The organism is Streptococcus mitis, from assembly GCF_002096925.1.
Lineage (GTDB): Bacteria > Bacillota > Bacilli > Lactobacillales > Streptococcaceae > Streptococcus > Streptococcus mitis_AF.
Window position 1 is genome coordinate 12,492 of the sequence record NZ_NCVN01000022.1, and the last position, 21,255, is coordinate 33,746.

At 41.9% G+C, this 21,255-nt stretch carries 11 protein-coding genes; 9 read left to right on the plus strand and 2 right to left on the minus strand.

The window, feature by feature from the left end:
* Positions 1 to 52: 52 nt before the first annotated feature.
* The 4 genes from dapB to B7692_RS05490 are packed head-to-tail and all read left to right on the plus strand — an operon-like array spanning position 53 to position 4,456.
* Positions 53 to 820 carry a 4-hydroxy-tetrahydrodipicolinate reductase gene (gene dapB, locus B7692_RS05475; protein ID WP_084930147.1) on the plus strand — a complete coding sequence of 256 codons (768 nt, stop codon included), beginning with the start codon at positions 53 to 55 and terminating at the stop codon, positions 818 to 820.
* The gene (locus tag B7692_RS05480) at positions 817 to 2,016 is read left to right on the plus strand and encodes a CCA tRNA nucleotidyltransferase (protein WP_084930148.1); all 1,200 of its coding nucleotides are present in this window, start codon (positions 817 to 819) and stop codon (positions 2,014 to 2,016) included. Before dapB ends, B7692_RS05480 begins: the two co-directional genes overlap by 4 nt.
* Positions 2,013 to 3,881, plus strand: coding sequence for an ABC-F family ATP-binding cassette domain-containing protein (locus B7692_RS05485; RefSeq protein ID WP_084930149.1), 1,869 nt, complete (start codon positions 2,013 to 2,015; stop codon positions 3,879 to 3,881). Before B7692_RS05480 ends, B7692_RS05485 begins: the two co-directional genes overlap by 4 nt.
* On the plus strand, positions 3,878 to 4,456 hold the full coding sequence (locus B7692_RS05490; protein WP_084930150.1) for a hypothetical protein: 579 nt from the start codon (positions 3,878 to 3,880) through the stop codon (positions 4,454 to 4,456). Before B7692_RS05485 ends, B7692_RS05490 begins: the two co-directional genes overlap by 4 nt.
* Before the next feature lie 85 nt (positions 4,457 to 4,541).
* On the opposite strand, the gene mntE is transcribed toward B7692_RS05490, so the two are convergent.
* Positions 4,542 to 5,735: a CDF family manganese efflux transporter MntE gene (gene mntE / locus B7692_RS05495; RefSeq protein ID WP_084930151.1), complete on the minus strand. Its 1,194-nt coding sequence runs from the start codon at positions 5,733 to 5,735 to the stop codon at positions 4,542 to 4,544.
* 307 nt (positions 5,736 to 6,042) lie between these two features.
* Here mntE and B7692_RS05500 point away from each other — a divergent pair, with 307 nt between their 5' ends.
* The 4 genes from B7692_RS05500 (at position 6,043) to yaaA (ending at position 11,788) form a co-directional block, all read left to right on the plus strand.
* Positions 6,043 to 8,739: a cation-translocating P-type ATPase gene (locus B7692_RS05500; RefSeq protein ID WP_033685389.1), complete on the plus strand. Its 2,697-nt coding sequence runs from the start codon at positions 6,043 to 6,045 to the stop codon at positions 8,737 to 8,739.
* A gap of 117 nt (positions 8,740 to 8,856) precedes the next feature.
* Positions 8,857 to 9,267 (plus strand): peptide deformylase, encoded by a 411-nt coding sequence (locus B7692_RS05505; RefSeq protein WP_084930152.1) that lies wholly within the window; start codon positions 8,857 to 8,859, stop codon positions 9,265 to 9,267.
* Positions 9,268 to 9,278: 11 nt separating this feature from the next.
* Complete coding sequence (locus B7692_RS05510) at positions 9,279 to 10,874, plus strand: hypothetical protein (protein WP_084930153.1); 1,596 nt, start codon at positions 9,279 to 9,281, stop codon at positions 10,872 to 10,874.
* Between the two features lie 185 nt (positions 10,875 to 11,059).
* Positions 11,060 to 11,788: a peroxide stress protein YaaA gene (gene yaaA / locus B7692_RS05515; RefSeq protein WP_084930154.1), complete on the plus strand. Its 729-nt coding sequence runs from the start codon at positions 11,060 to 11,062 to the stop codon at positions 11,786 to 11,788.
* 47 nt (positions 11,789 to 11,835) lie between these two features.
* On the opposite strand, the gene pclR is transcribed toward yaaA, so the two are convergent.
* Positions 11,836 to 13,320: a virulence transcriptional activator PclR gene (gene pclR, locus B7692_RS05520; RefSeq protein ID WP_084930155.1), complete on the minus strand. Its 1,485-nt coding sequence runs from the start codon at positions 13,318 to 13,320 to the stop codon at positions 11,836 to 11,838.
* Positions 13,321 to 13,535: 215 nt separating this feature from the next.
* Here pclR and pclA point away from each other — a divergent pair, with 215 nt between their 5' ends.
* Entirely contained in the window at positions 13,536 to 21,122 is a 7,587-nt protein-coding gene (gene pclA / locus B7692_RS05525; protein WP_084930156.1) for a pneumococcal collagen-like adhesin PclA, read from the plus strand.
* Positions 21,123 to 21,255: the final 133 nt, after the last annotated feature.

The following is a 21,255-nucleotide window of genomic DNA, read 5'->3' on the forward strand; positions in this document are numbered from 1 at the left end:
CCCTATTTTTCATGGGCAGCCAACGTCCTTTGTATCTTAGACAGGAGTAGAGATGAGTATTCGAGTAATTATTGCTGGTTTTAAGGGAAAGATGGGACAAGCTGCTTGTCAGATGGTCTTGGCTGATCCAGACTTGGACTTGGTAGCAGTTTTGGATCCTTTTGAGTCTGAGTCAGAATGGCAGGGTATTCCTGTTTTCAAGGATAAGGCTGATTTGGTTGGTTTTGAAGCAGATGTCTGGGTAGACTTTACTACACCAGCCGTTGCCTATGAAAATACACGCTTTGCTCTTGAAAATGGCTTTGCTCCAGTAGTTGGAACAACAGGCTTTACTAGTGAAGAAATTGCAGAGCTAAAAGAATTTTCTCGTGCTCAAGATCTGGGTGGCTTGATCGCCCCTAACTTTGCCTTGGGTGCTGTCTTGCTCATGCAATTTGCGACGCAGGCTGCCAAATATTTCCCAAATGTGGAGATTATCGAGCTCCATCATGACAAGAAAAAGGATGCTCCGAGTGGAACAGCTATTAAAACAGCTGAGTTGATGGCGGAAGTTCGAGAGTCCATTCAGCAAGGTGCGCCTGATGAGGAAGAATTGATTGCAGGTGCCCGTGGTGCTGACTTTGATGGCATGCGCATCCACTCAGTTCGTTTGCCAGGCTTGGTAGCACATCAGGAAGTCATTTTTGGCAATCAGGGAGAAGGATTGACACTCCGTCATGACTCCTATGATCGCAGCTCCTTCATGACAGGGGTCAATTTGGGAATTAAAGAAGTTGTCAAGCGTCATGAGCTTGTCTATGGATTAGAACACTTATTATGAGATTAACGCAAATGCCTTCTGAATTTCAGAAGGCTTTACCAGTATTAGAAAAAATTAAAGAAGCAGGTTTTGAGGCCTATTTTGTTGGAGGTTCTGTTCGAGATGCCCTTCTCAATCGCCCTATCCATGATGTGGATATTGCGACGTCTTCTTATCCAGAAGAGACCAAGCAGATTTTTCCGCGAACAGCCGATATCGGAATTGAGCATGGAACTGTCTTGGTCTTAGATGGGGATGAGGAGTATGAGGTAACCACCTTTCGGACAGAGGATGTCTATGTAGACTATCGCAGACCCAGTGCGGTCTCCTTTGTGCGCTCGCTAGAAGAAGACCTCAAACGCCGTGATTTCACAGTCAATGCCTTTGCTTTGGACGAGGCAGGGGAAATCATTGACTTGTTCCATGGTTTAGAAGATTTGGAAAAGCAAGTCTTACGAGCGGTTGGAGTGGCAAGTGAGCGTTTCAACGAGGATGCTTTACGGATTATGCGTGGTTTCCGTTTTCAGGCCAGTCTTGGCTTTGAACTTGAGTCAGAAACATTTAAATCTATGAAGACTTTGACGTCGCTTTTGGAGAAAATTTCTGTGGAGCGTACCTTCGTTGAGTTTGATAAACTCTTGCTGGCTCCATTTTGGAGAAGGGGCTTGGCTTCCATGATTGAGAGTCAAGCTTATGACTATCTCCCTGATATGGCAGCTAGCCAGGACAAGCTCAATAGACTGTTTGATTTGGAGACTGATTTCATCTTTGAATCTTCAGAGCAAGCCTGGGTGGCTCTACTGTGGGCTTTGGAGATTGAAAATGCGCAGCCATTTTTGAAGGCTTGGAAGACCTCACGCCAGTTTGCCAAGCAAGTTCAGGATTTGCTGACTATTTTGGCCTTGCGTGAAAAGGGAGAATTGAGTAAGCGTGATTGTTACCGCTTTGACTTGAATTTGCTTTTACAGGCTGAAAATCTTCGTCAGGCTCAGGGAAAACCAGTCAACCCACAAGTCATCACAGAAACCTACCAGAGTTTGACCATTCATGATAAGAAAGAAATCCAAATCAACGGTGGTATTTTGATCAAGGAATATGGCTATCAGCCGGGCCCAGACTTGGGAGAGATTTTAACAGAGATTGAATATGCCATTGTCGATGGAGAATTGGAAAATGACCGTCAAGCCATCCATGCTTACCTGAGGGAGAAAAAATGAGTGATTTTATCGTTGAAAAACTAAGTAAATCCGTCGGTGATAAGACCGTTTTTAAGGATATTTCCTTTATCATCCATGACTTGGATAGAATTGGTCTAATCGGTGTCAATGGGACTGGCAAGACCACCCTTTTAGATGTTCTTTCTGGCGTTTCTGGCTTTGATGGGGATGTCAGTCCCTTTTCAGCTAAGAATGATTATCAGATTGGTTACTTGACTCAAGATCCTGATTTTGATGATAGCAAGACAGTTTTGGATACGGTCCTCTCCAGTGACCTCAAGGAAATCCAGCTTATTCGTGAGTATGAATTGATCATGCTCAACTACAGTGAGGACAAGCAGGCTCGTTTGGAACGAGTCATGGCAGAAATGGACTCTCTCCAAGCTTGGGAAATCGAGAGTCAGGTCAAGACTGTTCTCAGCAAGCTGGGGATTCAGAATTTATCTACTCCAGTTGGGGAATTGTCAGGTGGTCTAAGAAGACGGGTCCAGTTGGCGCAAGTTTTACTTGGTAACCACGACCTCTTGCTTCTGGATGAGCCGACCAATCATTTGGATATTGCGACTATTGAGTGGCTGACCCTCTTTTTAAAAAATTCCAAGAAGACAGTTCTCTTTATCACTCACGATCGTTATTTCTTAGACGCTTTGTCAACACGGATTTTCGAGTTGGACCGAGCAGGCTTAACAGAATATCAGGGCAATTATCAGGACTATGTTCGCCTAAAGGCGGAACAGGATGAGCGCGACGCGGCTCTTCTTCACAAAAAAGAACAACTCTACAAACAAGAATTGGCCTGGATGCGCAGACAACCGCAGGCGCGTGCGACCAAGCAGCAGGCTCGTATCAATCGTTTCCACGACCTGAAAAAGGAAATTTCAGGCGGCGTTGCTGAAACAGACTTGACCATGAACTTTGAAACCAGTCGGATTGGGAAGAAAGTCATCGAGTTTCAGGATGTTTCCTTTGCCTATGAAAACAAGCCTATTTTGCAAGATTTTAATCTCTTAGTGCAGGCCAAAGACCGTATTGGAATCGTTGGTGACAACGGTGTTGGGAAATCAACTCTCCTTAACTTGATTGCAGGCATTCTTGAGCCGACAGCAGGACAAGTTGTGATTGGAGAAACTGTTCGCATTGCCTATTTCTCTCAGCAAATTGAGGGCTTGGATGAAAGCAAGAGAGTTATCAATTATCTGCAGGAAGTGGCAGAAGAGGTCAAGACCAGCGGTGGTTCTACGACTTCGATTGCAGAGCTGCTGGAGCAGTTCCTTTTCCCACGTTCGACGCATGGGACCTTGATTGAGAAATTGTCTGGGGGAGAGAAAAAACGTCTTTATCTCCTCAAACTGCTCTTGGAAAAACCAAATGTTCTTCTCTTGGACGAACCGACAAATGACTTAGATATTGCGACCTTGACAGTTTTGGAGAATTTCTTGCAAGGCTTTGCAGGTCCTGTCTTGACAGTTAGCCATGACCGCTATTTCTTGGATAAGGTAGCGACCAAGATTCTGGCTTTTGAAGATGGCAAGATTCGTCCTTTCTTTGGTCATTACACCGACTACTTAGATGAAAAAGCCTTTGAAACAGAGATGGCCAATCAAGTGCAAAAGATTGAAAAAGAAAAAGTGGTCAAGGTCCGTGAAGATAAGAAACGCATGACCTACCAAGAAAAGCAGGAGTGGGCAAGTATTGAAGGCGATATTGAAGCCTTGGAAAACCGTATCACTGCTATTGAAGAGGAAATGCAGGCTAACGGCTCTGACTTTGGTAAGCTGGCTACTCTCCAAAAAGAACTAGATGAGAAAAATGAAGCACTCCTTGAAAAATACGAACGCTATGAATATTTAAGTGAGTTGGCATGATGGAAGAAAAAGTCATTAAACGTAGTCCCAAGAAAATCATTTGGAATGCCTTGTTTGGCCTTTTTTCAGTGCTTTTCTTCTTGTTATCTCTCTATTATTTCCATTCGCATTCGCAAAAGGGGATCAGATTTCATACGATAAGTCTTTTGTTAATGCTGGTTTTACTTTTTTATTCTGGAGTAGGAGTTTATCTGACTTACAGACTTTTAAGTTCGGACAAGGAATATTTGAGATTTACTGTTCAGGGATTTTACTACAAACCGAATCCAAAGAAATCCAGTCATTTCTATGCTTATGCTGATGTAGAGGAATTTTCCTTCTCTCGGATTCGAGGGAAGTATAGGAATTCCTATCAGATTGAAGTTTATTTTAAAAACAAGGAAAATGAGAAAGCCCAATCACTTCTAGCCCTACTGAAGAGAAGGTGTTTCCCTTTTCATCAGTCAGCAGATTTGATCATCCCTATCATACTACTAGATGTAGTTTTTCCTGAAAGGGTCTATGAGACCATGAAGTACTATGAAAGAGAATGGCGTATTGAACAAAATCGTCAAGCAAGGAAACAGACAAAATAAGCTTCGAAAGCCAAATCTTAAAAATAGCTATAAGCCAGATTAGGTTTAAGAAAACCAATCAAAAATCCCTATCCACTGGATAGGGTTACTGTTTGTCTTCTTTTTTGGTTTCCTGGTGGAAAATATTTTGCCAGGTTTCGTGGCGACGCCAGATACTGGTATGGACAATTCCGTTCAATTCATAGCAGATGAGTTTTGTTTTCTGACTGATAGAAGTAATTTGTATATCCTTGATAGCAGAATTCAAGTCTTTTTCTGCTTTATAGGCCTCTTTATTCATCTGTTCTCCATCTTGACGAATATAGACAAAATCGTCAGCCAAGAGTTCTTCCAGTTGATTTCCTTGGTCAATCAATTGTTCACGCATAAGCAATTTTTTGTAGACATTGTCTAAAATCTCATCCTCAGGGATAGGTGCTGGCTCGATATGGACATCGGTATCAAAGACGCCAAAACGTTCCTCCAGCATAGACTCGACTTGATCCGCGATTTCATGACTCTCATAAACCGACAAGTCAGGATTCATTTCTAGCGTAATATCAAGGTAAATATTGCTACCGTATGTGCGACCTCTTTGGGACTTAACCTTGCTGATTTTGGGAATTTCCATGATGGCCTTTTGGTAGTCCTCAAGCAGACGGTCGTCAAAACCATCTGAAAGGCTAAAGGAAGACTCGATGAAGATATCATAGGCAGTCTTCAAGATAAAGAAAGTGATGATGATAGCGACCAGTTTATCCACAATAGGATAATTGAAACTGCTAGCAAGAATGGCAATGGTCGTACCAAGTGAGGTAACAGCATCAGAAAGGTTGTCCTTGGCGGCAGTCTTCAGTGCCTTGGAGTTGGATTTCTTACTAAGGCGAGTATTGTAGAGATAGACTAGAAACATAATCGCTGCAGAAATGATTCCCAGAGTTGCCCCCAGAGGATCAATGACCGTTTCTTCCCGGCTGATAATCTTTTGAATGGTATCCCGCAGCACATCAAAGCCAACATAAAACATAATGATGGAAGTGATTAAGCTAGCCAAATCTTCAATCTTCCAGTGACCAAAACGGTGGTCACGGTCCGCAGGCTGGCGTGCCATTCGAATCCCAATCAAGAGGGCCACATTTCCAATGATATCGGATACGTTATTGAAACCATCTGCCACCAAACTGGATGAATCAAGAAGGTGGCCAGTTGCTAATTTGGCTGCAGACAAGATCAAATAGGTCGAAATACTGATAATGGCCCCACGCTCAGCTAACTTGAGATTTGAGATAGATTGCTTCATTCAACTTCCTTTCTAGTCATATAGCATTCTACCATTATACTGGTTTTCAAGGGAAAATTCAAATAAGTCATTTTTTACTCTTTGAAAACTTTTCAAAATTTGGTATAATAGTACTACTCAAGGGAGTAGCTGGCAGAAACCTGTGATAGTGTCGTCATTCCGAATTTTATACTGAAAAGTATGCTTTCCGGCACTATCTTAAACAGCGAGACTTGTTATGATTAATAGGTCTCTTTTTGTTTGTCGTGAAAAGATGCGATGAGGGAAAAGAGAGTCTGTTTTGCACACAATGTCAAGGAGGAGACACATGTCAAAAGAACAAAAACGACAAGCGTTTTACACTCAGAGTCCTGAAGAGGTCTTGAAGGCTGTGGATGCGACCGAGCAAGGTTTGTCATCAAGTGAGGCGGAAAAGCGCCTTGCAGAATTTGGCCACAATGAACTCGAAGAAGGCGAGAAACGATCAATTCTGGTCAAATTCATCGAGCAATTTAAGGATTTGATGATTATCATCCTAGTTGCGGCAGCAATCTTGTCAGTCGTGACTTCTGGTGGGGAAGATATCGCAGATGCCATTATCATCTTAGCCGTGGTAATCATCAATGCTGCCTTTGGTGTTTACCAAGAAGGAAAAGCCGAAGAAGCGATCGAAGCTCTCAAATCCATGTCTAGTCCAGCTGCCCGCGTTCTTCGTGATGGGCATATGGCGGAGATTGACTCTAAAGAATTGGTTCCAGGAGATATTGTTTCCCTTGAAGCAGGTGATGTAGTACCTGCAGACCTACGTTTGATTGAAGCAAACTCTCTTAAAATTGAAGAAGCAGCTCTTACAGGTGAGTCTGTGCCAGTCGAAAAAGACTTGACAGTTGAACTTGCTGCAGATGCTGGTATTGGTGACCGTGTCAATATGGCCTTCCAAAACTCAAATGTGACTTATGGTCGTGGTCTTGGTGTTGTTATCAATACAGGGATGTACACTGAAGTTGGTCACATCGCAGGTATGCTCCAAGATGCGGATGAGACGGATACACCACTTAAACAAAACTTGAATAACCTTTCTAAGGTCTTGACCTATGCTATCTTGGTCATTGCCCTTGTTACTTTTGTAGTGGGTGTCTTCATTCAAGGGAAAAATCCACTTGGTGAGTTGATGACCTCTGTTGCGCTTGCCGTTGCAGCCATCCCAGAAGGACTTCCTGCTATCGTGACCATCGTTCTTGCCCTTGGTACTCAAGTTTTGGCCAAACGAAACTCTATCGTTCGTAAGTTGCCAGCTGTAGAAACGCTTGGTTCAACTGAAATCATCGCTTCTGATAAGACTGGTACGCTTACCATGAACAAGATGACCGTCGAAAAAGTCTTCTATGATGCAGTCCTACATGACTCTGCTGATGACATTGAACTCGGCTTGGACATGCCTCTTCTTCGTTCTGTAGTTTTGGCTAATGATACCAAGATTGATGCAGAAGGAAACCTGATCGGAGATCCAACCGAAACAGCCTTTATCCAATATGCCTTGGACAAGGGCTACGATGTGAAAGGATTTTTAGAGAAATATCCTCGTGTGGCTGAGTTGCCATTTGACTCTGACCGTAAGCTCATGTCAACGGTTCACCCATTGCCAGATGGTAAATTCCTTGTAGCGGTCAAGGGTGCCCCAGACCAACTTTTGAAACGTTGTGTTCTTCGTGATAAAGCTGGGGATATTGCTCCGATTGATGAGAAGGTTACAAACCTCATTCACACAAACAACTCTGAAATGGCTCACCAAGCCTTGCGTGTCCTCGCAGGTGCTTATAAGATTATTGACAGCATTCCAGAAAACCTGACTTCTGAAGAGCTTGAAAATGATTTAATCTTTACTGGTTTGATTGGGATGATTGACCCTGAACGTCCTGAAGCTGCTGAGGCTGTTCGTGTGGCTAAGGAAGCGGGAATTCGTCCAATCATGATTACGGGTGACCATCAAGACACTGCAGAAGCTATTGCCAAACGTTTGGGAATCATCGATGCAAATGATACAGAAGGACACGTTTTAACTGGTGCTGAGCTCAACGAACTGTCAGATGAAGACTTTGAAAAAGTAGTTGGTCAATACTCTGTTTATGCCCGTGTATCTCCAGAACACAAGGTTCGTATCGTCAAGGCTTGGCAAAAACAAGGTAAAGTCGTTGCCATGACAGGTGATGGTGTCAATGATGCGCCAGCTCTGAAAACAGCCGACATCGGTATCGGTATGGGAATCACTGGTACAGAGGTTTCTAAGGGGGCTTCTGACATGATTCTTGCAGATGATAACTTTGCGACTATTATCGTTGCAGTGGAAGAAGGACGTAAGGTCTTCTCAAACATTCAAAAGACGATTCAGTACCTACTTTCTGCCAATACTGCTGAAGTATTAACTATCTTCCTATCAACCTTGTTTGGTTGGGATGTCTTACAGCCAGTTCATCTTTTGTGGATCAACTTGGTAACCGATACTTTCCCAGCTATCGCTCTAGGTGTTGAGCCAGCTGAGCCTGGTGTCATGAACCATAAACCACGTGGACGCAAGGCAAGCTTCTTCTCAGGTGGTGTTTTGAGTTCTATCATCTATCAAGGTGTACTCCAAGCAACTATTGTTATGAGTGTTTATGGTCTTGCGATTGCTTACCCAGTTCATGTGGGTGACAATCATGCCATTCATGCAGATGCCCTAACTATGGCCTTTGCAACCCTTGGTTTAATTCAGCTCTTCCATGCTTATAATGTCAAGTCTGTTTACCAATCCATCTTGACAGTTGGACCATTCAAGTCTAAGACCTTCAACTGGTCTATCTTGGTATCCTTCATCCTTCTCATGGCAATAATCGTCGTAGAACCACTTGAAGGAATTTTCCACGTAACCAAACTAGACTTGTCTCAATGGGGAATCGTCATGGCTGGAAGCTTCTCAATGATTATTATCGTCGAAATTGTTAAATTTATCCAACGCAAACTTGGCTTTGACAAGAATGCGATTTAAAAAGAAAAAGTCATCTTCGGATGGCTTTTTGCTACAGTTGAGGGAAAGGGCTTGCAGTTATCAGCTTTTGTGCTATAATTGCTATAATATAGTAAAAAGCAAGAGGAGTGTGAGGAAGTGGAAAAGAAAATTGTAAAGGATATCTTATTTTTATCTCAGGTATCTCAGCCGGCAAATCAGGAAGATCTGTATCTTGCCAGAGATTTACAGGATACGCTTTTAGCCAATCGTGAGACCTGTGTCGGTCTGGTTGCTAATATGATTGGGGTGCAAAAGCGCGTGATTATCTTTAATCTTGGCTTGGTTCCCATGGTCATGTTTAACCCAGTGCTCCTGTCCTTTGAAGGAACTTATGAGACAGAAGAAGGTTGTTTGTCCTTGACAGGTGTGAGACCTACTAAGCGTTATGAAACCATAAGGGTTACCTATCGTGACAGCAAGTGGCAGGAACAGACCATTACCTTGACAGGCTTCCCAGCTCAGATTTGCCAGCATGAACTGGATCATTTGGAAGGACGAATCATTTAGGAGGAAATCAAATGAAACGAATAGTCTTCGAACTTATTTTTATCGCAACGACCTGGTATATCTTTTTACCGCCTCTTAACCTGACCAGCTGGGAATTTCTCTTTTTCCTCTGTGGGCATTTGCTGGTTGTAGCAGTCTTATTTGGCTTTGGCAAGGGAATCAATCTGGTCAAAACGGTGCATGTGCGCCACGGCAAGGCAGAAGCTGCCTTAAATCTGGAGGGTTTCAAAATCAATTGGTTAGGGAAAATCCTTTTAGCTTCTATTGGAGGAATTCTTCTCTTAGCAGCCTTGGTTTCCTTGGTGACTTCTAGCATTTTTCAGGCTAAGAATTATGCCAATGTAGTCACGGTTACTGAAAAAGACTTTACTGAATTTCCTAAGACTGATACCAGTAAGGTTCCTATTTTAGATAGAAGTACTGCTGAAAAAATTGGTGACCGCTACTTGGGTTCCCTAACGGATAAGGTTTCGCAGTATGTGGCGGCAGACACCTATACTCAACTAACGATTGACGGAAAGCCTTATCGAGTTACGCCACTAGAATACGCAGACCCTATCAAGTGGTTTAATAATCAAGCCAAGGGAATCGGCGAGTATATCAAGGTGGACATGGTAACTGGTAATGCGGACTTGGTGGACTTGAAAACACCAATCAAGTATTCTGACTCGGAGTATTTTAACCGCGATGTCAAGCGTCACCTACGCTTGAAGTACCCAACTAAGATCTTTAAAACTCCATCTTTTGAGGTGGACGATGAGGGCAATCCTTTCTATGTAGCAACGGTTTACCAAAAGCAATTTGGACTTGCGGTTCCTCGCCCTGTTTCAGTCATTATCTTGGATGCCACAAATGGAGAAACCAAGGAATACGACTTGTCAGATGTTCCAGAATGGGTGGATAGGGTCTATCCAGCTGAGGAAACTATTGAGCAAATTAACTACAACGGCAAGTACAAGGACGGTTTCTGGAATGCTATGATTTCCAAGAAAAACGTGACCCAGACTACCAAGGGATATAATTATTTGTCTATCGGCAATGACATCTACCTCTACACAGGAGTGACATCGGCCAATGCAGATGAAAGTAATCTTGGTTTTATCCTAGAAAATATGCGAACAGGAGAAATCACTAAGTACAGCTTGGCTTCTGCGACCGAAGAATCAGCCCGTGAATCAGCCGAAGGTGCTGTTCAGGAGAAATCCTACAAGGCGACCTTCCCAATCCTCATCAACCTTAATGACAAGCCTCTCTACATCATGGGCTTGAAGGACAATGCTGGCTTGGTCAAAGAGTATGCTTTGGTAGACTCAGTCGAGTACCAAAACGTTATCGTAGCTACGACAGTGGAAGAGCTACTCAGCAAGTACGCCAATAAAAACGACCTTGAAATTGATAATGCAACAACAGAAAGCATCAAGGGTGTGGTAGCAGACCTCAAATCAGCTGTTATCAAAGGAGACACCGTCTACTTCTTTAAAGTTGATGGCAAGATATACAAGGTCAAGGCCTCTGTATCAGATGACCTCCCTTACCTTGAAAATGGTAAAACCTTCGAAGGTCAAGTAGGAAAAGACAACTATCTTAAGACCTTTAAAGTTCAGTAAGAGGAGAGGCTGGGCAAAACCTCAATTTCAGGAAAAAATGAAGTAAATCTTTCCATCATAAAACGCATGGTATCAAGATTTCTCAATTCCTGATACTATGCATTTTTTAATTTTAATGCCTTTTTCCCAGTCTCTTTTCAGATGAATTCCTTGGTAGTGGCAAAAAAATATGCTACACTATCAATATGAAAATTTTAATCCCAACAGCAAAAGAAATGAACACAGACTTGCCAAGTATTGAAGCCACTCCTTTAAAACCAGAAAGTCAGGCTGTGCTGGATGCCTTGGCTCTCTATTCTGTTAGTCAATTGGAGAGTTTTTACAAAGTTTCAGCCGAGAAAGCTGTGGCAGAATTTCAAAATATCCAAACTTTAAAAAAACAAACTGCTCAACACTATCCAGCCTTGAAACTTTTTGATGGGCTTATGTACCGTCATATCAAGCGAGACAAACTGGACGAGGCAGAACAAGCCTATCTTGAAAATCATGTCTTCATTACCTCGGCCTTGTACGGTGTTGTTCCAGCCTTGTCACCTATGGCCCCTCACCGTTTGGACTTTTTGATGAAGTTAAAAGTCGCTGGTAAGACTTTGAAGAGCCATTGGAAGGCAGCCTATGATGAAGCTGTGAAGCAGGAAGAAATGATTTTTTCTCTCTTGTCGTCCGAGTTTGAGACTGTGTTTTCTAAGGAAATCAGAGAAAAAATGGTGACCTTCAAATTCATGGAGGATAGAGGTGGTCAGCTGAAGATTCACTCAACCATTTCCAAGAAAGCGCGTGGTGCCTTCCTGACAGCCCTGATACAAAATCAAGTACAGACGGTGGAGGAAGCTCGTCGCTTAAGCTTTGCAGGGTTTACCTACAGAGAAGATTTGTCACAGCCACAGGAATTGGTTTTTGTTAAGGAAGTATAGAAATCAGGTAAGAGAAAAAGTCAGCAGGACCCTGCTGACTTTTTAGTTTATAAAGTATTGGATATATGAATCTCATTTGATAAAGTGTTGAGGTGATTAACCAAATCCATGATTGACAGATGGTTTCGGCAAATAAACTTCTTAGTAATCCCTGGAATATAGAAATTAGACACGATGATATCGTAATCTGTCTGATTTAAAATCTCAGGACTTGTTTGTAATTCATCCCAAATATCGAAGGTAAAGCGGTTATTACAGTAATAGGAAAGCATATCAACAAAGGTAAGGGATATAGCATGGTCAAAGTTACTGATAATCAAAACCTTGATAGGTGGTCGATTTTCTAACAACTGAGTAGAGAGGTTTTCAGCATGGGTTAAGATGGTGTACATCAGGTGTTCCAACTGTTCAGGATGGTCATGCTGTCCAATTGCTTGACGGTATTGAGCCAGTTCTTGACGTGCACTTCCCATAAAGTCTGGGAAGTAAACTTCAAATTTTTTAATCGTCAATGCTTTTTGTTCAAATAGGATTGGGGTAGAAAAGATTTCCTGTCTTTCAAAGAAAGCAGTGTTGTGTAAATGCCAAATCAGCTCATCGTGGTTGGTAAAAGTAATCTTATATTGTTTTGATAGGCGTTCTAATATTTGACTCAGTAATTGGTAAGAGTATCTTGCTTCACTGTTTTCTTCTAAAGAGTTGAAGAATTCTTGAGGATTTAAGAAAAGATTGTTTTGAATAAAGGATATAAAAATTTGGGCGATGATATCTGGAGTGATTTCAAGTCCCAGTTTTTCAGAGAAATGGACAAGTAGCTCCTCAAAATTTGGAATATTCATCAAAAGAGGGTAGTATTCATCGAAGAAATGATTTGGTAAGTCGATAAAATGACCATTTTTGACGCGGTAAATACTGATAGCTATCATCAATTTGTACATTCTATAAATTGAAAATCGCATCGGGTAATTCGTGATTTTATAGAAGAAGTCAGCAAACTCTGTTAAATCCTCTTCAGGAAGGTCAGGAAAAGGCCAGTCTAGGAAATAATAGCGCTCAGAAAAGTATTGGGCAAAAAAATAACGAATATCCGTTTCATTACCAAGAATTGCAGTAGGGGTAAAAGATAATTCAATCTGAAATTGTGATGATAGAGTTTTTGTAATATTTCGGCCTAATCGATAGAGGTTGGCACTACTTGAGTGAAGATTTTCTATCGTTCGATAAATAGGTAGCCCCTCATTGAAGAACATATACTCTAGTAATTGAAAAGACTGAGAATGAGCAAGAAAATATTGATAAATATCTTCTACACTAGTGTTAACATCTAAATCTATCATAATTCCGTTAACGGAAGATTGGATGTCAATATTTGGGAAAGCTGTTCGTAATTCATTTAAATCATTTTTTAGGATTCGTTCTGTACATCCTAATTTTTCGGCAAGTGCATGTAACCTTATCCAATTACGATTCTGAATTAAGGTTTCCATTAAACGTAATTGTCTTTGGTCTTTTGTGGATAAAAGGTTGCGCATTTAGGTATTTCCTCCTAAATTATATTGTATCATAATTATGATTCTTTTGTACAAAAAAACAAGAATTAAAAATATGTACATTAAATTCAAAAAAAAAAAAAAAAAATATGGCTCCATGGTACAAAAATCAGATATATTAATTTCATAGATAATATTGATTAATGGCTCAAATAGTTGTAAAGTGTAAACTATAAATTACTATCTAGGAGTTTGAAATGAAACATTCACATAAGAAATCATTTGACTGGTATAGCATGCAACAACGATACTCTATTCGTAAGTATCACTTTGGTGCGGCTAGTGTCTTGCTCGGGACAGCCTTAGTCTTGGGAACTGCTGCCAATGCGCAATCAGTACAAGCAGAGGAACAACATCCTGAGGCAACTAATAGTGTCTCTGTTGATAAGGATAAGGTAGATGAAGCTACTAAACCAGCAGAAGTTTCTACACCTAAAAAAGAAACAACTTATGCAGCTCCAACTGTTGCTAACCCAGTAGAAACGACTCCAGTTAAAACTGAAGAAGCTACTAAAACAGCAGAAAAAGTTGAAGAAGCAAAAGACAAAAAAGAAGAAGTAACGCATCAAGATGCTGTTGACAAGTCAAAATTGTTAACAGCTCTTTCGCGTGCTAAAAAACTTGAGAGTAAGTTATATACAGAAGCAAGTGCTGCTAACTTGCAAGCAAGTATCCAAGCTGGTCAAAGCTTGCTTGGAAAAGCAGCTGCGACTGAAGCTGAAGTATCAGCAGCAGAGTCCTCTATCCAATCAGCTATTATTGGTCTAGAACTTCGTTCTAACTCTGATAAAGGAACTGTATCAGAAACTCCTGTAGTGAAGAAAACTGACACAGCAGAAGCCAAAGAAGAAGCTAAACCAGCTGCAACAACGACTGATCGTTCAGCTCTTGATAGTAGCGTTTTAGCAACTAATGCACCTGCTAAAGTAGAAACAACTGCAGCTCCAGAATCAACTAATGAAATCTTGAAACCAGGTTTGAGCCTTTCTGATGCTCGCCAAAATCCAGCTATCCGTAAGGAAGACTTGGATAAAGGTCATAGTGGCTTTAGAGCGGCTAGCAATCCAGCCAACCCAATTGTCTCAGGTTCTGGAAATACAGTTGCATTTTCAGACATCAGCCAAGGTGGTCGTAGTTATAGTTTCCGTGGCTACGGGAACTCACGTGGTGGTAATTCAATTCATTACGATGTAACAACAGTACGTCAAGGTAATAAATTGAATTTCACAATCAAATATTCTGGTCCGGGCGAATTTGTTAATAATAACTTTATCTTGGATAAAGGGGATGGATTTGGAAATCCTTCCAATGCGACAATCACAACTCCAAGGTTAAGAGATCAATCAAAACCTATTAGCCAAGGTGCCAACTACGTATCTCACTCAGGATACAGTATGACCTCTGCTACTTCAACAAATACGGAACAAACAATCAGATTTAGTTTGCCAATCAATAATCCAAATGGTGACTTGTCTGTTCGTTTGAAACCTGTTACTTTTAACGTGGACCAAGGTGGTGGCGGTGCCGCTACTAGCAATGACCCATACAGCAACTCCAACTATTATCATAGAGCAAATCCACTATACTTGGATGCAAACCCTTATGGTGGTACTAATAATAAGACTGTTTCAGAAGACATTGATTTCCAAACAGTCTACCTTCCAACTAGTAAATTACCAGAAGGTCAAACTAGATTAGTTCGAGAAGGTGAAAAAGGACAACGTCAAATTACCTATAAAGTTCATCGATTTGGTAACGAAACACTTTTAGGATTGCCAATTAGTAATTCTGTTACTAAAGAAGCTAAGCCACGTATTATGCAAATTGGTGTGGCTAAAGAGCTAATCGATACAGTAAAACCACGTGTTGATCAAAATAAAGTTGGTGATACAAATAACCTCACTTTCTATCTTGATAACGATGGAAATGGTGTTTATACTGAAGGCGTAGACGAACTTGTTCAAAAAATTGCTATTAAAGATGGAGCCAAGGGTGAAAAAGGGGACCAAGGTGAACGCGGTCTAACTGGAGCTAAAGGTGAAAAAGGAGACCAAGGCGAACGCGGTCTAACTGGAGCCCAAGGTGCTAAAGGTGAAAAAGGAGACCAAGGCGAACGCGGTCTAACTGGAGCCCAAGGTGCCAAAGGTGAAAAAGGAGACCGAGGCGAACGTGGACTCACTGGAGCTAAAGGTGAAAAAGGAGATCGAGGTGAACGCGGTCTGACTGGAGCCCAAGGTGCCAAAGGTGAAAAAGGAGACCGAGGCGAACGTGGACTCACTGGAGCTAAAGGTGAAAAAGGGGATCAAGGCGAACGCGGTCTCACTGGAGCTAAAGGTGAAAAAGGAGACCAAGGCGAACGCGGTCTCACTGGAGCTAAAGGTGAAAAAGGGGATCAAGGCGAACGTGGACTCACTGGAGCCAAAGGTGAAAAAGGAGACCGAGGCGAACGCGGTCTGACTGGAGCTAAAGGTGAAAAAGGAGACCAAGGTGAACGCGGTCTGACTGGAGCCCAAGGTGCCAAAGGTGAAAAAGGAGACCGAGGCGAACGCGGTCTAACTGGAGCCCAAGGTGCCAAAGGTGAAAAAGGAGACCAAGGTGAACGCGGTCTGACTGGAGCCCAAGGTGCTAAAGGTGAAAAAGGAGACCGAGGTGAACGCGGTCTCACTGGCGCACAAGGTGCTAAAGGTGAAAAAGGAGACCAAGGTGAACGCGGTCTGACTGGAGCCCAAGGTGCTAAAGGTGAAAAAGGAGACCGAGGCGAACGCGGATTAACTGGAGCGCAAGGTCAGGCAGGTCGTGACGGTGTAACTCCAACCGTAACCGTTAAAGATAATAAAGAAGACGGTACTCACACTATCACTATTAACGACGGTAGAGGTAATGTTACAAATACTGTTGTAAGAGATGGTTTCGATGGAGCAAGCCCATTAGTTGCGACTCAACGAAATGAAGCTGATAAAACAACAACTGTTATCTTCTATTATGATCAAAATGACAACAACGAATTTGATGCAGGAGATACAAAACTAAAAGAAGTTGTCATTGCAGATGGTGCCAAAGGTGAAAAAGGAGACCAAGGTGAACGTGGATTAACTGGGGCACAAGGTGCTAAAGGTGATCGAGGCGAACGTGGTGAAACAGGGGCAGCAGGACGTGATGGTAAAACGCCAGTAATTACTACAGCTCGTGGTAAAGATGGTCATAGTACTGACATTACATTTACAATTCCTGGAGAAGAGCCTGTTGTAGCTAACATTAAAGATGGTAAAGATGGACGTACACCAACCATCGACTTAAATGCCTTAGCTGAAGCAGCAGCAAGATTAAACAATCAAAGAAGCGGAAGAGTAAGAAGAGCATTATCTGATGATGCAACTGCTGCAAAACCAAAACCAAAAATAAATGGTAAAAATGGGCTACGTATAACATCGTACTTTGATAATAACCATAATGGTGTATACGATCCAGATGTAGATGAATTAATTGATGAAGCTGATATTCCACCTGTAACAGATGGAATTAATGGTCAAGATGGACGTGACGGACGTAATGGTGCTGAATTATTAAGTGGGCCTAAAGCACCAACAGCAGATGATGGTAAAGATGGCGACACTTATATCGATGCAACTACAGGTGATGTTTATAAGAAAGAAAACGGAACTTGGGATAAGATTGGTAACATTCGTGGACCTCAAGGTCTAAAAGGTGAAGATGGAGTTGCAGGACCACAAGGGCTACAAGGACCTAAAGGGGACAAAGGTGCTCAAGGTCTTCAAGGTCGTGATGGTCAAGACGGAGCACAAGGTTTACCAGGACGCGACGGACGTGATGGCGCAGCAGGTCGTGACGGACGTGATGGACGCGACGGAAAAGACGTCTTGAACGGCAAAGTTAACCCAGAAGCAAATCAAGGTAAAGACGGCGATAAATACGTTAATACAGAAACAGGCGACGTCTTCGTTAAGAATAACGGCAACTGGGAAAAAGAAGGCAACATCAAAGGCCCTAAAGGGGACAAAGGTGAACAAGGTCTTCAAGGTCGTGATGGTCAAGACGGAGCACAAGGTTTACCAGGACGCGACGGACGTGATGGCGCAGCAGGTCGTGACGGACGTGATGGACGCGACGGAAAAGACGTCTTGAACGGCAAAGTTAACCCAGAAGCAAATCAAGGTAAAGACGGCGATAAATACGTTAATACAGAAACAGGCGACGTCTTCGTTAAGAATAACGGCAACTGGGATAAAGAAGGCAACATCAAAGGCCCTAAAGGGGACAAAGGTGAACAAGGTCTTCAAGGTCGTGATGGTCAAGACGGAGCACAAGGTTTACCAGGACGCGACGGACGTGATGGTGCAGCAGGTCGTGACGGACGTGATGGACGCGACGGAAAAGACGTCTTGAACGGCAAAGTTAACCCAGAAGCAAATCAAGGTAAAGACGGCGATAAATACGTTAATACAGAAACAGGCGACGTCTTCGTTAAGAATAACGGCAACTGGGATAAAGAAGGCAACATCAAAGGCCCTAAAGGGGACAAAGGTGAACGTGGAGAAGATGGTAAGACTCCAGAAGTAACTGTAACTCCAGGTAAAGACGGCCATAGTACTGACATTACATTCACTGTTCCAGGAAAAGATCCAGTTACAGTAAATGTTAAGGACGGAGAAAATGGTCTAAACGGTAAAACTCCAAAAGTTGATTTGCTCCGTGTCGAAGGACAAAATGGAAATCCATCTCATACAATTGTGACATTCTATACTGATGAAAACAATGATGGTAAGTACACTCCAGGAACTGATGAACTTCTAGGTTCTGAAATGATTAAAGATGGTGCTAAAGGTGCGGACGGACGTGATGGTAAATCATTGCTTACTGTCAAAGATGGTAAAGAAACTAAAGTTTACCAAGAAGATCCAGCACATCCAGGTCAACCATTGAACCTAGAAAAACCTCTTGCAGTTATTAAAGATGGAGTGGACGGTGTCTCTCCAACAGTAACAGCTGTTCGTAAGGATGAAGAAGGTCATAAAGGTGTAGAAATCACTGTTGATAACCATGATGGTTCACAACCAACTACAGTCTTTGTTCAAGATGGTGCTAAGGGAGAAACTGGTGCAACCGGTCAGGATGGACAAACTCCTACAATCACTACTCAACGTGGACAAGATGGCCAAAGTACTCTTGTAACTATCACAACACCAGGAAAAGATCCAGTAACCTTTACAGTAAAAGATGGTAAGAATGGTAAAGATGGTCGTACACCAACTATTAATTTAAAAGAGTTAGTAGAAGCAGTTAGAAGAGGTGCTGGATTAGTTGGAAATTCACAACCTTCAACATCTAGAAGTGCAAGAAATAGAAGATCATTACCAGATGAAAATAGAAGTGCAACTGATTCATCAGAAACACCACAACCAACTACTACAGGTTCAACAGGTTCACAACCATCAGCTACAGGCTCAACAGCATCACAACCAACATCAACTCAACCTAAACCATCAGGTGAATATGCGGGAACCGAAATAAAAGCATATTATGATAATAATAATAATGGTGTATTTGATGAAGGTGATGAGTTGATATCAAGTACTGTTATTCCTCCTGCTCCAAAAGGAGAGAATGGTAATGATGGTAAAGATGCTATAAGAGGAGCTGAATTATTAAGTGGAGTTACTGCCCCAACTGCTAATGATGGTAAAGACGGTGATACTTATATCGACGCCAATACAGGTGATGTTTACAAGAAAGAAAATGGTTCTTGGAACAAGATTGGTAATATCCGTGGACCTCAAGGAGTAGCCGGTGAAAAAGGCGACAAAGGTGAAAAAGGTGAAAAAGGTGAAAACGGAGCTAATGGAGCAGACGGTAAATCACCAGTTGTAAATGTAACGGACAATGGAGATGGAACACACTCTATTACTGTTAGAAACCCTGATGGTTCTGAATCAACAACTAAAGTTAAAGATGGTAAAGACGGTAAAACTGCCAATATCACTACAACAGAAAATCCAGATGGAAGTCATACAATTACTGTAACAAATCCAGATGGAACAACTAAAGAAACAGTTGTTAAAAACGGTAAAGACGGTAAGACTCCAAAAGTTGAAGTAACGGATAACGGAGACGGAACTCATACTGTTAAAGTTACAGATGGAGACGGTAATGTTACCAACGCTATCATCAAAGATGGTAAAGATGGTAAAGCTGCAACAGCAACAACTACTGAAAACCCAGATGGAAGCCACACTGTAACAATCACTAACCCAGACGGAACTAAGAATGAGTTTGTCGTTAAGAATGGACGTGACGGTGTTGATGGACGTACTCCAACCGCATCTGTTCGTGATAATGGAGACGGAAGTCATACAATCGTTATTACAAATCCAGAAGGTGTGACAACTGAAACCACAGTTCGTGATGGTAAATCACCAAAAGTTACTATAACTGATGAACAAAATGGAACTCACAAAATTTCAGTTCTAAATGGTGATGGAACAACTACTGAAACAATCATTAAAGATGGTAAATCACCAGTAGCAACAGTTAGAGATAACCAAGACGGTACTTACACTATTCGTGTAGAAAACGGTAATGGTACTGTTTCTGAAACCACAGTTCGTGATGGTAAATCACCAACTGCTAAGGTTGTGGATAACGGAGATGGAACTCACACTATCACAGTTGTGAACTCAGACGGTACAACTACAACAACTACAGTTCGTGATGGTAAAGAACCAAAACTTGAAGTGATTGATAACAACAATGGTTCACACACTATTAAAGTGACAGGTGCTGATGGTAAAGAAACTACAACTACAATCTTTGATGGTAAATCACCAAAAGCTAACATCGTTGATAACGGAGACGGAACTCATACATTAACAATCGTAGATTCTGATGGTCGTGAATACAAATCTATTATCAAAGATGGTAAAGACGGCAAAGATGGCGTTTCACCAACTGTAACTGTTAAAAATAATAACGATGGAACTCACGTTGTAACAATCACTAATCCTGATGGAAGTAAGACAGAAATGGTGATTAAAGACGGTAAAGATGGTAAATCACCAAAAGTTTCTGTTGAAGATAATGGTGATGGTAGTCATACAATCACAATCATCAATTCTGATGGAACTGTGACAAAAACAGTTATTAAAGATGGTAAAGATGGTCGTGATGGACGTGATGGTAAAGATGGCAAAGATGGTAAATGTGGATGCCAAGACAAACCAGTAACACCATCAAATGACAAACCAGTTCCTCCAACACGTAATGTGCCAGAAGGACCAACGTTTGCAATGCCAGAACCACCAGTTCATGAATTGCCAGAATTCAACGGTGGTGTGCCAGGAATGCCAGAAGTTCATGAATTGCCAGAATTTAACGGTGGAGTACCAGGTATGCCTGAAGTTACTGAAGTACCAGAATTAGATATGCCAACAGTACCAGCACAACCAACACCAAGTGTACCGGTTAAACCTGTGCCAGCGCAACCAACACCAAATGTACCGACACCAGAAGTGCCAGTACAACCAACTCCAGTTGTTCCAACACCAGAAGTACCGGTTAAACCAGTACCAGCGGTTCCAGAACAACCAGTAGTACCAACACCAGCTCAACCAGCAACTCCAGTAAATGCTAACCCAGTAGTTCCAACTACAGTTAAAGAAAACCATGGGGACAAATTACCTGAAACTGGAAGCCAATCTGATTATATCTCTGTTCTTCTAGGTAGCGGTATTCTATTGAGCCTATATGTAGGTCGAAGAAAAGAAGATTAATCAGCCAAAAGCAGTCACTAATTTCTCGAAAGAAGATGATAAGTGATAGATCTCGAATGAAAGAATATTCTTAGAATGATTTTCCTATGATGGAAAAGACTGCTAAAAACCTTGAGTGGCAACGCTCAAGGTT